At 69.7% G+C, this 15,507-nt stretch carries 12 protein-coding genes; 9 read left to right on the plus strand and 3 right to left on the minus strand.

The annotated features are described in order from the left end of the window. The first annotated feature begins 5 nt into the window (after window positions 1-5). The 3 genes from AC3WXD_RS17680 (at window position 6) to AC3WXD_RS17690 (ending at window position 4,649) form a co-directional block, all read left to right on the plus strand. Window positions 6-1,523, plus strand: coding sequence for an efflux transporter outer membrane subunit (locus AC3WXD_RS17680; RefSeq protein WP_492324309.1), 1,518 nt, complete (start codon window positions 6-8; stop codon window positions 1,521-1,523). 188 nt (window positions 1,524-1,711) lie between these two features. Beyond that, a complete protein-coding gene (locus AC3WXD_RS17685; RefSeq protein WP_492324310.1) occupies window positions 1,712-3,268 on the plus strand; it encodes an MFS transporter in 1,557 nt (518 codons plus the stop codon). Between the two features lie 586 nt (window positions 3,269-3,854). Continuing rightward, complete coding sequence (locus AC3WXD_RS17690) at window positions 3,855-4,649, plus strand: MlaA family lipoprotein (protein WP_059412453.1); 795 nt, start codon at window positions 3,855-3,857, stop codon at window positions 4,647-4,649. 254 nt (window positions 4,650-4,903) lie between these two features. Here the strand turns inward: AC3WXD_RS17690 and AC3WXD_RS17695 are convergent, their stop codons facing one another. Next, window positions 4,904-6,913 carry a gamma-glutamyltransferase family protein gene (locus tag AC3WXD_RS17695; RefSeq protein WP_492324311.1) on the minus strand — a complete coding sequence of 670 codons (2,010 nt, stop codon included), beginning with the start codon at window positions 6,911-6,913 and terminating at the stop codon, window positions 4,904-4,906. Window positions 6,914-7,796: 883 nt separating this feature from the next. Between AC3WXD_RS17695 and AC3WXD_RS17700 the strand changes: the two genes are divergently transcribed. The 3 genes from AC3WXD_RS17700 (at window position 7,797) to AC3WXD_RS17710 (ending at window position 10,441) form a co-directional block, all read left to right on the plus strand. Then, window positions 7,797-8,927: a methyl-accepting chemotaxis protein gene (locus tag AC3WXD_RS17700; RefSeq protein ID WP_492324312.1), complete on the plus strand. Its 1,131-nt coding sequence runs from the start codon at window positions 7,797-7,799 to the stop codon at window positions 8,925-8,927. A gap of 428 nt (window positions 8,928-9,355) precedes the next feature. Beyond that, window positions 9,356-9,715: an RcnB family protein gene (locus AC3WXD_RS17705; protein WP_043366126.1), complete on the plus strand. Its 360-nt coding sequence runs from the start codon at window positions 9,356-9,358 to the stop codon at window positions 9,713-9,715. Between the two features lie 408 nt (window positions 9,716-10,123). Further along, window positions 10,124-10,441 (plus strand): high-potential iron-sulfur protein, encoded by a 318-nt coding sequence (locus AC3WXD_RS17710; protein ID WP_029043453.1) that lies wholly within the window; start codon window positions 10,124-10,126, stop codon window positions 10,439-10,441. Between the two features lie 316 nt (window positions 10,442-10,757). Here the strand turns inward: AC3WXD_RS17710 and AC3WXD_RS17715 are convergent, their stop codons facing one another. Beyond that, window positions 10,758-11,228, minus strand: a complete 471-nt coding sequence (locus tag AC3WXD_RS17715) for a hypothetical protein (protein WP_059412456.1) — start codon at window positions 11,226-11,228, stop codon at window positions 10,758-10,760. Between the two features lie 578 nt (window positions 11,229-11,806). Between AC3WXD_RS17715 and AC3WXD_RS17720 the strand changes: the two genes are divergently transcribed. Next, entirely contained in the window at window positions 11,807-13,159 is a 1,353-nt protein-coding gene (locus AC3WXD_RS17720; RefSeq protein ID WP_454733668.1) for an MFS transporter, read from the plus strand. A gap of 33 nt (window positions 13,160-13,192) precedes the next feature. Here the strand turns inward: AC3WXD_RS17720 and AC3WXD_RS17725 are convergent, their stop codons facing one another. Then, on the minus strand, window positions 13,193-14,170 hold the full coding sequence (locus tag AC3WXD_RS17725; RefSeq protein WP_029043375.1) for an aldo/keto reductase: 978 nt from the start codon (window positions 14,168-14,170) through the stop codon (window positions 13,193-13,195). A 314-nt stretch (window positions 14,171-14,484) separates the two neighbouring features. Here AC3WXD_RS17725 and AC3WXD_RS17730 point away from each other — a divergent pair, with 314 nt between their 5' ends. Beyond that, a complete protein-coding gene (locus AC3WXD_RS17730; protein ID WP_082079571.1) occupies window positions 14,485-15,090 on the plus strand; it encodes a peptidoglycan recognition protein family protein in 606 nt (201 codons plus the stop codon). Beyond that, a complete protein-coding gene (locus tag AC3WXD_RS17735; protein ID WP_155888003.1) occupies window positions 15,078-15,503 on the plus strand; it encodes a hypothetical protein in 426 nt (141 codons plus the stop codon). The genes AC3WXD_RS17730 and AC3WXD_RS17735 overlap by 13 nt, the downstream gene beginning before the upstream one ends. The last annotated feature ends 4 nt before the right edge of the window (window positions 15,504-15,507 follow it).

Here is a 15,507-nt window from a genome sequence, read left to right on the forward strand (position 1 = left end):
TCATCATGAAGACATCTTCATTCAAGCCGTCGAGCCGGTGGCTCGCCAAGGGCTCGGTGCTGCTGGCGTCGCTGCTGGTGCTGGCCGGCTGCTCGCTGGCCCCGACCTACGAAAAGCCGGTGGTGCCCACGGCCGCGTTCAAGGAAGCCTCGGCCGATTGGACCCAGACGCAGCTCAAGCCCGCCGAAGCCGGCACCTGGCAGCCCGCCAGGCCGTCGGAAGAGGTGGCGCGCGGCGCATGGTGGACCGTGTTCGGCGACGACAAGCTCGACGCGCTGGAACGGCAGGCGCTCGAAGCCAACCAGGACCTGGCCGCCGCTGCCGCGCGCCTGAAGGAAGCGCGGGCGCTCAACCAGGCCGCGCGCGCCGGGCTGTTCCCCACGCTGGACGCGGGCTTCGGCCCGACCCGCGAGAAGCTCTCGGCGGCGTCGCAGCTGCAGCCGGACGGCACCAGTATCCCGCAGCAGACGCTGTGGCGCGCGCAGGCCAGCGCCTCCTATGAGGTCGACCTGTTCGGCCGCGTGGCGTCCTCGGTGGACGCCGCGCGCGCCGACACGCAGCGCGGCGAGGCGCTGTTCCGCTCGGTGCAGCTCGCGCTGCAGGCCGACGTGGCGCAGGCCTATTTCACGCTGCGCGGGCTCGACGCCGAGACCGAGGTGTTCGCCAACACGGTGAGCCTGCGCGAGCAGGCGCTCAAGCTGGTGCAGAGCCGCTTCGACGAAGGCGACATCAGCGAGCTCGACGTGGCCCGCGCCCGCGCCGAGCTGGCCACGGCGCGCGCCGACGCGATGAGCGTGCAGCGCCTGCGCGCGGCCTCGGAGCACGGTCTGGCCGTGCTGCTGGGCAAGGCGCCGGCCGAGTTCTCGATGCCGCCCGCGCCGCTCAAGGCGGTCAGCCTGCGCATCCCGGCCGGGCTGCCGTCGTCGCTGCTGGAGCGCCGCCCGGACATCGCGGCGGCCGAGCGCGCGATGGCCGCGGCCAATGCGCGCATCGGCATCGCCCGCGCGGCCTTCTTCCCGTCGCTCACGCTGACCGGCACCGGCGGCTTCGAGTCGGCCACGCTGGGCGACCTGTTCAAGTGGAGCAGCCGCGCGTTCCTGCTGGGGCCGCTGGCCGGCACCGCGCTGAACATCCCGCTTTTCGACGGCGGCCGGCGCAGCGCCAGCCTGGCGAATGCGCGCGCGGTCTATGAAGAAGACGTCGCCAAGTACCGCCAGCAGGTGCTGACCGCCTTCCGCGAGGTGGAGGACGGCCTGTCCGACCTGCGCATCCTGGAAGCCCAGACGCAGACGCAGGCCGACGCCGTGCAGTCCGCCACGCGAGCCGCCGACATCTCGCGCACGCAATACCGCGAAGGCGCGATCAACTTCCTCGACGTGATCGACGCGGAGCGCACCGCGTTGCAGACCCGGCGCGCCGCGGTGCAACTGCAAAGCGTGCAGGCCGCCGCCACGGTCAACCTGATCCGCGCGCTCGGCGGTGGCTGGGGCGACGTGGTGGCGGGCAGCGTGGCGAGCAATTGAGCGCGCCACGAAGCATGCCGCGCTGCTGACAAGGCCGAGATTGCCCGCGGTTTGCTCCCCTCTCCCATTGCATGGGAGAGGGGAGCAAACCGCCGGTGCCGCGACGCCCGCGTTCCGTCATCCATCTTTCCCGGCATCCCGGCAGCCAGCCCCTTCTCTTCCTCTTCTTTCCATCACCGGCCTTTTCCATGACCCAACCCGACCCCCACGCCCCCGAGCGTGGCAAGCCACTGATCCTGCTCGCGGTATGCCTGGCCGCCGTGGTCCTGCCGCTGAGTTTCTCCGGCGGCGCGGTATCCACGCCCGCCATCGGCCGCGAGCTCGGCGGCAGCGCCGTGTCGCTGACGTGGATCACCAATGCCTTCATGCTGACCTTCGGCAGCCTGCTGATGGCCGCCGGCGCGCTGGCCGACGTGTACGGGCGCAAGCGCCTGTTCGGCATCGGCATCGGCTTCTTCATCCTGACCTCGTTCGCGCTGGCCGCGGCGCCGACGGTGGCGTGGATCGACATCCTGCGCGCGGTGCAGGGCATCGCCGCCGCCGCCGCGCTGGCGGGCGGCTCGGCCGCGCTGGCGCAGGAGTTCGAGGGCCACGCCCGCACGCGCGCGTTCAGCATGCTGGGCACCAGCTTCGGCATCGGCCTGGCGTTCGGCCCGCTGCTGGCCGGCGTGCTGATCGATGTCTTCGGCTGGCGCTCGGTGTTCCTGTCCACCGGCCTCATCGGCGCGGCGGCCATGCTGTTCGGCCTGCCGCGCATGCGCGAGACCCGCGACCCCGGCGCGCAGGGGCTGGACTGGCCCGGCACCATCGCCTTCACCGCCACGCTGGCGCTGTTTACCTTCGGCGTGATCGCGGCGCCCGAGCGCGGCTGGTCGAGCGCCGCGGTGGCCGGCTCGCTGGCCGGCGCGGCGCTGATGCTGGCGGTCTTCGTCGCGGTGGAGTCGCGCGTGGCGCGCCCGATGCTGGACCTGAGCCTGTTCCGCATCCCGCGCTTCGTCGGCGTGCAGATGCTGCCGATCGGCACCTGCTACAGCTACATCGTGCTGGTGGTGATGCTGCCGCTGCGCTTCATCGGCATCGAAGGGCTGAGCGAGATCGACGCCGGCATCCTGATGATCGCCTTGTCGGCGCCGATGCTGGTGGTGCCGGTGGTGGTGGCGTCGCTCACGCGCTGGGTCCCGGCCGGCGTGCTGTCCGGCATCGGCTTCCTGGTCGCGGCGGCGGGCCTGCACTGGTTCAGCCTGGTCGAGGTCGGCAGCGCCGGTTTTGCCGTGGTGCCGCCGATGCTGCTGATCGGCATCGGCGCGGGCATGCCGTGGGGCCTGATGGACGGACTCGCGGTGAGCGTGGTGCCGAAGGAGCGCGCCGGCATGGCGACCGGCATCTTCAATACCACGCGCGTGGCGGGCGAGGGCATCGCGCTGGCCATCGTCGGCGCCATCCTGGCCGCCATCGCCAACGTCAGCCTGGGCGCGGTGCTGGCCGAATCCGGCGCCGGCGCCGCCGGCAGGCTGGCCGAGGCGGCGCAGCGCCTGGCCACCGGCGACCTCGCCCATGCCGCGCAGGCGCTGCCGCAGGTCAGCCGCCAGTTGCTGGTGGCCGGCTACGGCGAGGCGTTCCGCATGCTGCTGCACGTGCTGACCGCGGTCACGGTGCTGTCCGCCGTGGCGGTGTTCGGTTTCCTGTCGCGCCCGCCGCGGCGGGACGCGGATGCCGGCGGCGCCGCGGTGCGGCCGAACGCATAGGCGCAGGCCGGGCCTCCACCTTCGGCCCGGCACCCCGCGCGCAAAAAAAAGCGCAGCAAACGCTGCGCTCGAAGCAGAACCGCAATGTTGCCACGGAGAGGAGGCGAACAACAAGCTGGCTGCTTCCTGAAAGACAGAACAGGGCGCCTGTGTCAGGCGCCAGGGCCCCGGGAGGAGGTATCCGGGTCCCGCGACGAACAATAGCAAGCCGCGGCGCGCGGATAAATGGGGTTTGCGCGAACACACTCTTCACGTGGCGACAACAACGGGTGACGACAACCGGCGACAACAACCGGCGGCGACAACCGCACCGGCCCCCGCCACGCCGCCGCCGGTGATTGCGGCGATTGTTGGCGATACGTAGATAAAGAATCCCTGCTTTCGCCATTTATCGGCGGCGCGTCGACAACGATAATCGCGTCACCGGCCTGCCGAGGGCCCCCGCAGAGGGGCCGGCTGCGCCATCGCGCCGGTGCCGCGCCGTTGCCGCGGCACCGGCTCAAGAACAAACGGAAGACGCTCGCGCGGACGGTTTCACCGCTGCCGCCGCGCGGGACGGCTTTCCAACCCGACCCGAAGAGTTCCCATGTTCTCCAGCTTCCCCTCCTTCCGGCGGTTCTCGCCGCACGCCGTCTCCCTGCTTGCGGCGGCGGCGCTGGCCGGCTGCGCGAGCAGCCCGGTGGCCAGCCCGGCCGATCCGCTGGAGTCCGTCAACCGCGCGGTCTTCGCCGTCAACGAGCAGGTCGACAAATACGTGGCCGAGCCGGTCGCCAAGGGCTACGAGGCTGTGACGCCCAGCCCGGTGCGCACCGCGGTCAGCAATGTCTACGGCAATCTCTCCGACGTCGGCAACTTCGCCAACAACCTGCTGCAGGGCAAGGGCGTGGAGGCCGCGGAGAGCCTGATGCGCGTGGCCATCAATTCGGTGCTCGGCATCGGCGGGCTGATCGACATCGCCACGCCGGCCGGGCTGCAGAAGCACTCGCAGGACTTCGGCCTGACGCTCGGCACCTGGGGCGTGCCCGCCGGCCCCTACGTGGTGCTGCCGCTGTTCGGCCCCAGCACCGCGCGCGACGGCGTGGGCCTGCTGGCCGACCACTGGCTGGCGCCGGTCACTTATCTCGATCCCGCCTGGCGCAACGCGATGACCGGCGCGGGCATCGTCAACGGGCGCGCCAACCTGCTGGGCGCCACCGACCTGCTGTCGCTGGCGGCGCTCGACAAGTACACCTTCGTGCGCGACGCCTACCTGCAGCGCCGCCACTACCTGCTGCGCGACGGCGCGGACCCGCTGCCGGCCTACGAGGAAGAGGACGCGGCGCCGGCGCTGGCCGCCGCGCCGCCGGCGCCGGACGGCGCCGTGGCCAGCCGCGCCGACTAGGCGCCGCGGAGATTCCCTGGGCCGCCGCGCTGGCGGCCGGTTTACCGGAGCGAGGAAATGGATCTGAAGAGTTGCGCGGCCATCGTGGGCGGATGGCTGGCGGTGTGCGTCGGCTGCGGCTGGCTGGCCGGCCAGCTGGCGCAGTGGCTGTCGATGTCCTGAAGACATGGCGCGGGCATGGTGCGGCGCCGGGGCGTCGCCGTGCCCCGGCGCCGCGGTGGAACGCCCGGCGTTCCACCGCTTGCCGCTCCCGCTTACGGGTTGAAGGTGTCGCCCAGCACCACGCCTTCGCGGCGCGGGTCGGTGCCGCCCATCAGTACCGCCGCGCCGTTGAGCTGGGTGCGGATGATGGAGTTGATGCCGCTCGCCTGCGAACCGGTCGAGACGGTGTGGCCGAGCGCCCGCAGGCCCGCGATCAGCGGGTCGTCGTTGCCGCTGTTGGCGGTGTTGACGTTGGGATGCTCGCCGCCGACCGTGGTGGTGGCGCTGTTGCTGGCGCCGAAGTCCACCAGCCCGGACGACTGCTGCGCGTCGAGGCCCCAGTCCAGCACGCCCACCAGCGTCTTCACCACGTATTGCGGAATGGTGCCGCCGCCCGGCGAGCCGGTCGCCATGAAGAACTCGCCGATGGAACCGTCGGCCGCCTTCCTGAACACCAGCGTCGGCGCCATCGAGCTGCGCGGGCGCTTGCCCGGCGCCACGCGGTTGGCGATCGGGTTGCCGCCGCCGTCGAGCGGATTGGCCGAGAAGTCGGTCAACTGATTGTTCAGCAGGAAGCCGTTGGTCATGTGGAACGACCCCATGCTCGACTCCACCGTGGTGGTGGCGGTCAGCACGTTGCCCTTGCCGTCGACGATGGTGAACTGGTTGGTGCCGTGCTCGATGAGGTTGGCGTCCACGCCCAGCGGCACCGCGCCGAGATTGCCCGCCGTGGTCACGCCCATGCTCAGCGTCGGGCTGATCAGGGCGGCGCGGCTTTGCAGGTAGGGCTTGTTCAGCATGGTGTCCCAGGTGCCGCCCGGCAGCGGCACGAAGTCGGTGTCGGCCACGTACTTGTCGCGGTCGGCATAGGCCAGGCGTTCCGCCTCGGAGATCAGGTGCACGCCCTGCACGGTCGGCTTGCCGCCTTCGAGGTCGATGGCGGTCGGCTTGAGCGGGGCCAGGTCGAAGTTCTCCAGGATGCCGAGCGCCGAGGCCACGGTGATGCCGCCCGATGACGGCGGCGGCGTGCCGCACACCCAGTAGGCGCGGTAGGTGGTGCAGACCGGGTCGCGCAGCTTGGCCTGGTAGGCGGCGAGGTCGGCCAGCGTGGTCTTGCCCGGGGTGGTGGGATTGCCGTCGGCGCCTTGCGTCGAGCCGATCTTGGCGATGATGTCGGCGGCGATCTGGCCGGTGTAGAGCACGTCGGCGCCGCCGGCGGCCATCGCCGTCAGGGTGCGCGCGTAGGCGGGGTTCTTCAGCAGCGTGCCGAGTGCCTTGGGCGTGCCGTCGGCCTCGAAGAAGTAGGCCAGCGCCTCGGGGTCGCGCTTGAGCGCGGCGGCGTTCGACGAGATCGCCTGGGCCAGGCGGCCGCCGATCTTGAAGCCGTTGGTGGACAGCGAGATGGCGTCGCCGAACAGGTCCTTCCAGGCCAGCGTGCCGTGTTCCTTCTGCACCCGTTCGATCAGGCGCGGCACGCCGATGGTGCCGATCGAGCGGCCGCTGGCGCGGGCGCTGGGCTTGGGCGCGGTCTGGTCGGCGACGTCGTCGACGTAGCGCAGGTAGTTGGCGGTGGCCGCGGCGGGCGCGGACTCGCGGCCGTCGTAGGCCTGCACCGTCTTGGCGGCGGCATCGTAATAGATCATGAAGCCGCCCGAGCCGAGGCCGGTGGCTTCCGGCACCGTCAGGCCCAGCACGGCCTGCACGGCCACCGCCGCGTCGGCCGCGGTGCCGCCTTGCTTGAGCACCGTGCAGCCGGCCACGCTGGCCAGCGCGTTCGAGCTGGAGACCATGAACTTCTTCGCGTACACGGGCTTGAGCCCGGTGCGGTAGCCGGAGGCCGGCTCGGGCAGCGCGGGGTCGCCCGGCTGGTCGGAGCCCACCACCACGGCGTTGCCGTCGCTGGAGAGGATCTGGCAGCTGGTGTCCGGCACGACGGGCTGGGAGGGAGGCGCGGGCGTGACGGCAACGGGCGGGCTCGGATCATCTCCGCCGCACGAAGCCAGCATGACGGCGGCCAGGACGGCCGCGGCCAACGCTGTAAGCGCCGGTTTGTTCTTGTACATCGTGATTTCTCCCTGGGGGACTATAAAGATGGCCCTCGTGGGGAGCCTGGGGGGGCACCACAAGAGGGAATCATGTTTTTCCGGTGGTGCAGGATGCCCGCGATCCGTTCCCTTTCCCTTTAAATCAGGAACGGCTGCGTGATTCATGGCCCTGCGCCGCGGTCTTTAAATCCGACAAGTTGTTCAAGCCAGCGGGTGGCAATAAAGCGATGGCCAATATGCTCTGGCCTCATATCGAAGTGCTGGCATATGCAACATGCGTACCACCACGCAAATCGGAAGACGGACCGCGAGGTTTTTCCGCGGTGCCGCGGCGCGGTGTGGGAGGCGGGCGCGGAGCGCGCCGGCGCGGGCGTTCCGGGCGGAATCGCGCATTGCCGCGGGTGCCGCGCGATGGCGGATGCGCGCCGGAATCCGTGCGTCGGCATGGCTGCCGGCGCCGGTTTTCCGTGAGGCGCGCTGGCGCCATTTCATGTCATCTGCCGCGATTCCGGTGCGATCGATTGATGAGTGCGGCAATAATCGGGGCGGCAATTCCCATTGCAATAATGTCTTGCTACATTGGATTTTCCAATGTCGATACATTAACCGGAATGCGTCGGGAGATTCCGATTTTCCGGGTGCCGCGGCGGCGCGAATCCGGGACTGGCGCGAAGGACATGGCAGCGCGCCGCGGCCATTATGTCCACCAGTGGATTTCACTGTTCTGCCGGTGGAGATTCCCGGCGTGGCGATCGTCCGCTATCATCCCGCGCCCCGCGCGGGTCCCGTGGCAATGGCCTGTCACCGCGGCGCGCGAATATTTTCCTAAAGTTCTTCTCCGGTCCGGTCGTTAACCGGGTGACGAAACGGGCGAAGTCCATGATAACGGGGAGATGAAACGATGGCGTTCTTTGGCAACCTGAGCATCCGCGCGCGCCTGGGCGCCGGTTTCGCGGTGGTGCTGGTACTGGCGGCGGCGGGGATCGTGGCGGGGCTGGGCAGCCTGCCGGACGCCGCCGGGGGCGGCCTGGAGCAGGCCGTGTCTTCCGCCCGCGCGTGGATGTACGGCTTGTGGGGGGCCGCGCTGCTGGCCGCCGTGGTCTTCACCTTCGTCATCGCGCGCGGGGTGGAGCAGCCGCTCGGCGAGGCGGTCTATATCGCCGAGACCGTGGCCTCCGGCGACCTCAGCCAGGAATTCGAGACCGAGCGCGGCGGCGAGTTCGGCCGCCTGCTGCGCGGCATGGGCGAGATGGAAGACATGCTGACCGACCTGGTCAGCCGCATCAAGGGATCGACCGATTCCATCACCGATGCCTCCCGGCAGATCGCGGTGGGCAACACCGACCTCTCGCAGCGCACCGAGGAGCAGGCCGCGGCGCTGCAGGAAACCGCCTCCAGCATGGGCGAGCTGACCACGATGGTGCGCCAGAACACCGAGCGCGCGCATGCCGCCAACGACCTCGCGGCCAATGCTTCGCAGATCGCCGAGCGCGGCGGCGCCGTGGTCGGCGAGGTGGTGGAGACCATGCATGCGATCAGCGCCAGCTCGAAGAAGGTGGTCGACATCATCGACGTGATCGAGGGCATCGCCTTCCAGACCAATATCCTGGCGCTCAACGCGGCCGTGGAAGCGGCGCGCGCCGGCGAGCAGGGCCGCGGCTTTGCCGTGGTGGCGGGCGAGGTGCGCACGCTGGCGCAGCGCAGCGCGGCGGCGGCCAAGGAAATCCGCGGCCTGATCGGCGATTCGGCCAAGCAGGTGCGCACCGGCTCCGTGCGGGTGGAGCACGCCGGCGAGACCATGCGCGAGATCGTCGAGGCCTCGCGCCAGGTGACGGTCATCCTCAAGGAGATCTCGGTGGCCTCGGCGCAGCAGAGCAGCGGCATCGACCAGGTCAGCCAGGCGGTGATGCAGATGGACACGGTCACGCAGCAGAACGCGGCGCTGGTGGAGCAGGCCGCCGCCGCGTCCACCGCGCTGGCCGAGCAGGCGCAGCAACTGCAGGGCGCGGTCGGCGAGTTCAAGCTGGACTGAGGCGGCCGGGCGGGGGAGAGGACAAGCGCCCGCGAACGGCGCAGACCATCACTTCGCCGATGCGCCGGCCCTCCCCCGGTTGCTCTCCCGCGCGCGGGAGAGGGGAGAACACAAGCGTCCCGGATTTCACGGCGCCTTCCCGGCCGCCCGTGCAGTTTGTGCGCCCGTTGCAATTCTTACCGACCTCCCCGCCCATCCTTGCCGTGGCCTTTCCGTGGCCCGCGCGCGGCGGTCCGGGCGCATGGCGCCGGCGCCATGCGCCGCAGCCACTATCCTTGAAGCGGGCATCGAAGTTGCGAACCACGCCATTGCGACGGATTGCCGCGCGCGTGGCCGGCTCGTGGCATGGCGCGTGCCCGGATCGACGTGTCGACGCGCCGCCACCGCGCGGCCACCGCGGCTATCGTGGCCGACCAAAGGAGTGCTCGATGACAAAAACCGTGAAAAGCAGATTGCTGGCGGGCCTGTTGCTCGCCGCGGGGTTGCTGGCCTCGGCGCAGGGCAGCGCGCAGCCCGGGCCCGACCGCGGGCGCGGCTATCAGTACCAGCCCCAGGCGGGTGGCCCGGGGCCGGGCGACGACCGCAACAACGACCGCATGACGCCGCCGCGCTGGCACAAGGGCGACCGGCTCCCGGCCGAATACCGCGACCGCCAGTACGTGGTGGACGACTGGCGCGGGTACAACCTGCCGGCGCCGCCCAAGGGACGCCACTGGGTTGGCGTGGGCGCGGACTTCTACCTGGTGGCGCCCAACGGCGCGATCGTGGACATGGGGCCGGGCCGCTAGGCGGCGTCCCGCTCATCCCGCCGTCTTTCTCTGCTGCCCACGCGCCACGCGCGGATGGGCGCGCGGCCGGCGCGCGGTGTTGCCGCGCGCCGGCCGTTTTCTTTCCTCTACCCGTTTTTTGCCGCCGGCGTGCGGTTTCCCGGCGTTATGTTGCCCTGCGTCAAGCGCGGCCGCCGCGCGCATCACGCGCGCGGCGCCGCGCGGCCGCGTTGGCCTAGAATCTATCGGGTACCGGCTTCAGGCGCCGGCGTGGGTCCGTGGCGGGTGTGTCTGGCGCCCGCGGCGGCCTGCCGCGCGGCCGAGCCGGTATCGGGCGTGCCGCATGGCGCGCCGATGGCTGCCGGCCTTGCCGCGTCTTGCGCGCGTGGTCTGCCCAGGTTGTTCCCCCACAGAAAAAAGGATTAAAAGATGTCATCACGCCGTCATTTCTTGAAAGGCATCCCGATCGTCGCCGCCGGTGCGCTGGTGCTGTCCCTCCCCGCGCGCGCGCAGGGCAGCGGGCCGCTGGTGGACGAGAAGGACCCGCAAGCGGTCGGGCTCGGCTACAAGGCCGACTCCAGCAAGGTCGACAAGGCCAAGTATCCCAAGCACGACGCCACCCAGCACTGCGGCAACTGCCAGTTGTTCCAGGGCAAGGCGACCGACGCCAGCGGCGCCTGCCCGCTGTTCGCCGGCAAGCAGGTCGCCAGCAAGGGCTGGTGCAGCGCATGGGTGAAGAAGGCCTGAGGAAGGCCGGATGCGGCGCGCCTGAGTGTGCCTGAGCGCGGCGCCGCCGGCGGGGCATTCCCGCCGCCGCCGCGACGGCCTGCCCGATCCGGTTTCCGGGTCTTCGGGCCGGCCGTTTTCACGGTTTTCGCGGGCGTGGCGGCTGGTGCCGCCACCTCGCCGACGGTGCCGTTCGCTGCCGGCGCGGTTGCCGGATCACCTGGGCCGCCATTTCGCGCCACGCGGACATCGTTCCGCACGCCGGTCACGCCGGTCACGCTGCCGCGCGGATCCTGTCGCGCCGATCCTCCAGCCGTCATCGTATTTCCCGCCGCGGTCAGAACTGCATCTCGACCTGGCGCACGGCCTGGCGGCCGCGGCGCACGCAGTGGTCGTGCAGGGTGGCCTTCATGCGCAGCAGCGACGCGGTGAGCACGGCGCGCTCCTCGCTGCTGAACGGCGCCAGCGAAACCGAGTGCAGCGCCTTCAGCGCGCTGTACACGCGGTCGATGCGCGGCAGCGCCGTGTCGGGGATGAAGGGCGTGCCGGCCGCGTCGAGCGCGATCCAGCCTTCCGCCTGCAGCGGGCCGAGCATGGACTCGGACTGCGCCACCGGGATCGGCATCAGGCCGGCATAGGGTGCGTGGCGCACGAACTCCTCCTGGCGGATGGCGCGCAGCAGCAGCCAGCCGGGATAGTCGAGGCCGACCTCCGAAAGGGTCTGGTCGAGCGCGCGCTGCCATTCGCGCACGCTCGCCATGAGGGCGAGCAGCACGGATTCGGTCGGTTCTAGAGCCTTGGGCCGCATTGTCTTGTCTCCTGTCTTTGGGCATTGCCGCAGGCCAGGGGCCGGTGCTTGGCCGGCCCGGGCGGCGCGGGACCGGCGGTCTCTCCTCCCCCGGTTTTCCTGCGGGTCAGACATTAGCAGACAAAGGTGGCACCGGCGAAGCGCGCGCGGCGCGGCGCGGGCCGGAAAAGGCAGGGGACTGCGCTTGCGGCCGCAAACCAAGGGAAAATCCCAGGCGGCGCCGGATGGCCGGTGCGGCTCGCGCTGCTCCCGCCGGGCGTGGCGACGGACTGGCTCCGCGGCGCGGGGCCGCGGGCGAAGCGCGGGTTCCCGGGCCGGCCGGCGCGCGCGCCGGGGCCGCGCGGACCGCCTCGCGGCGCCGGCGCGGCCGGCAAGCCAGCAGATATTCGCGTTTTCCCTTATCGTGTCGGCTTGCCGCGGCTTTCGGCCGGCCCCCAGCGCCGAGCCGCGGTCCATGTATCAGACATGGCGGGCGCATGGCACGCGACGCACGCGCGGCACGCCCGAAGCGGTTACCGGTAAAGACAGTGTCGAACACAGCGGACTCCAACCTGGCAGCGCGCGCCGCAGACGCGCCCATGACATCCATCGAACGCCGCGGCATGGCCGCCATGCTGCTGGCGGTATCGCTCGCCACGCTGGACACGGCGATCGCCAACACTGCGCTGCCGGCCATCGCGGCCGACCTGCACGCCACGCCGGCGGCCTCCGTCTGGATCATCAATGCCTACCAGCTGGCGATGGTCGCCACGGTGCTGCCGTTCGCGGCGCTGGGCGGCATCATCGGGCACCGGCGCGTCTACCTGGGCGGGCTGATGCTGTTCATCGTGTCCTCGGTGGTGTGCGCGCTGTCGTGGTCGCTGCCCTCGCTGGCGGCCGCGCGCCTGCTGCAGGGCGTGGGCGCGAGCGCCATCATGAGCGTGAACGCGGCGCTGGTCAGCGCGATCTTCCCGCCGCACCGGCTCGGGCGCGGCGTGGGGCTGAACGCGCTGGTGGTGGGCGTGTCGTTCGCGGTCGGGCCCACGGTGGCGTCGCTGATCCTCTCGCTGGGGCCGTGGCCCTGGCTGTTCGCCGTCAACCTGCCGATCGGCCTGCTCGCGCTGGCCGCGGCGTGGCCCACGCTGCCACAGACCGCGCGCAGCACGCACCGCTTCGACCGCGTGGCGGCCGGGCTCAACGTGCTTACCTTCGCCTCGCTGATCTTCGCGCTGGGCGAGGGCGCGCAGCGCGCGCCGGCGGCGCAGTCGCTCACGGCGCTGGCGGTGTTCGCGGTGGCCTTCGTGCTGCTGCTGCGCCGCGAGCGCGGCCATCCCGCGCCGATGCTGCCGGTGGACCTGATGAAGCGGCCGATGTTCGCGCTGTCGGCGATGACCGCGGTGTGCTCGTTCGCCGCGCAGGGCCTGGCCTTCGTGTCGCTGCCGTTCTTCTTCGAGAGCGTGCTGGGGCGCAGCCCGATCGAGACCGGCTTCCTGATGACGCCGTGGTCGGCGGTGGTGGCGCTGATGGCGCCCATCGCCGGGCGGCTGTCGGACCGCTATCCGCCGGGCCTGCTGGGCGGCGTGGGGCTGGCGGTGCTGAGCGCGGGCATGGCCTCGCTGGCGCTGATGCCGGCGCAACCGAGCGCGCTCGACATCGGCATCCGCATGGCGATCTGCGGTGCCGGCTTCGGCTTCTTCCAGTCGCCCAACCTCAAGGCGCTGATGTCCAGCGCGCCGCGCGAGCGCGCCGGCGGCGCCAGCGGCACCATCGCCACCGTGCGCCTGCTGGGCCAGGCCACCGGCGCCGCGCTGGTGGCGCTGTGCTTCAGCATCGCCGGGCACCACGGGCCGACGCTGGCGCTGGCGCTGGGCGCGGGCTTCGCCGGCGTGGCCAGCATCGCCAGCGGGCTGCGGCTGGTCGCGCGCGAGCCGGCGGCGGCCGGCAAGCCCTGATGCCTTGATCTGCCGCCGCGGGCTGCTCCGGGGCTAGAACCCGACCGGCTCGTGCGGCACGTAGGGCGCTTCCAGCGCCTGGATTTCCTCGGCGCTCAGCCCGAGCGACAGCGCGGCCACGGCGTCTTCGAGATGATGCGGCTTGGACGCGCCCACGATGGGCGAGGTGATGCCCGGCTTCTGCAGCAGCCACGCCAGCGCGACCTGCGCCGCCGGCACGCCGCGCGCCCGCGCGATGGCGTGCACCTGCTCCACCACGGCGCGGTCCGCATCCTCGGCGCCGCGGTACAGCGTCTTGCCGAACTCGTCGCTGGCCTCGCGCGCGCTGCCGGCATGCCACGGCCGCGTCAGCCGGCCGCGCGCCAGCGGGCTCCACGGCATCACCGCGATGCCCTCGGCCGCGCACAGCGGCAGCATCTCGCGCTCCTCTTCCCGGTTGAGCAGGTTCACGTGGTCCTGCATGCTGGCGAACTGCGTCCAGCCGCGCTGGCGCGAGGTGTGGATGGCGCGCGAGAACTGCCACGCGAACATCGACGAGGCGCCGATATAGCGCGCCTTGCCGGCCTTGACCACGTCGTGCAGCGCCTCCAGCGTTTCCTCGATCGGCGTGGCCGGGTCCCAGCGGTGGATCTGGTACAGGTCCACGTAGTCGGTGCCGAGCCGGCGCAGGCTGTGGTCGATCTCCGCCAGGATGGCCCGGCGCGACAGCCCCGCGCCGTTGGGGCCGGGCCGCATGCGTCCGTGCACCTTGGTGGCGATCACCACGTCGTCGCGGTGCGCGAAATCCTTGAGCGCGCGCCCGACGATTTCCTCCGAGGTGCCGTCCGAGTAGACGTTGGCGGTGTCGAAGAAATTGATGCCGGCGTCCAGCGCCTGGCGGAGCAGCGGACGGCTGGCTTCCTCGCCCAGCGTCCACGGGTGGTTGCCGCGCTCGGGCACGCCGTAGGTCATGCAACCCAGGCACAGCCGCGAAACCTTCAGTCCTGTCGAGCCAAACCGCACGTAATCCATCTTGCCGCTCCTTGGTGATCGGTGGTTGGTGAGGGTTGCATGGTAGGCCAATCCCCGCGCGGCTGCAGGCGGCGCGCGCGGCGGAGATTGGCCTGTTCCGCGCGCTATCGCGAACAGCGGACCGGCATCTTCGATTTTGTCGCAGCGGTTTCACCGCGTGGGAATGGCAAAAGCAAGCCGCGATTGAAAATCAGACGGGTCCAATATATCCAATTTCTGATGTTTGATAGGTTTGGCCGTCGGGATCGCGCATGAGGCAGCGTTCACGACGCAGATCGGATCAACATAGAAGGAATCATGGAATAGGAGACTTCATGCTGTTCATATCGAAGCAGGGCCATGTGGACGCGGAGCGCGTCATCGTGAAGATCTTTCCGGCAATCGAGAACGGGCCAATGGAGAAGGTCAATGGCATTGTCGTCCATCAAACCGGAGGGTCTACAGCGAATAGTGCGTTTGAAAGCTATAAGGAAGCGGGTGCCAATGGAGCCCATTTCCTGATCGACAAAAGTGGTGTTATCTATCAGACGGCTTCACTACTCAGGGGTACCAGTCACGTTGGGAAATTGAAGTCCCGGTGCGTCGCCACGAAGGCTTGTTCGCCAGAGGAGTTCAAGACCGCATATTCAATGCGAAACAAGTACAAGAAGCTGTCGAGACGAGAGCACAAAAAGAAATTTCCAGAAAGATACCCATCCAATTTCGATTCTGTTGGCATCGAACTGGTTGGAAAAGCAATATCCGGCGAAGGCGAGGATGCAATCTATGAGCCAGTGACAAGTCAGCAGAATGCATCTCTGGAATGGTTGGTCAGGGAGTTATCCGAGACGCTGGGTACTTCTATGCAGGAAGTTTATCGGCATCCGGATCTTTCATACAAAGTGAAATCGGAGGCAAGGACAGCAAAATGGGATCGTTGAAATATTTGACCTGGGCTGTTCTTGTTTATCTGGCTTGTATGCCACCATCGGCCTTTTCTCGGACGGTAAAAAATGTCTCGGTCGAACTAGCCGGGGCGAGCGACATACAGGATGACCCGCCGTCCGGGGGGTGCAGAGCATTCCGGCCGACAGCGGCACAGGTGCGCCAGTATTTTTCCAGGGCTTATCCTGTCCCGGCGAAGCTGGGCGCGCATGATCGCTACTCGCCGTGCCATGCAAAAGGAACGGTTGCCTTCAGCGACAACACGCGTGGAACGTGGAAGCTATCCTCGGGAGGCGCGGCGACCCTGTTCTGGGATACCGGTGATGTGGTTAGCCTGTTCTACGGGAAATATAAATGGCACGATCCATTTGCCGGCATGTATGGACTCTGCGATGAGGGCGATTGCTAGCGCC

The sequence above is a fragment of the Cupriavidus sp. FW216-B1 genome (genome assembly GCF_058789195.1).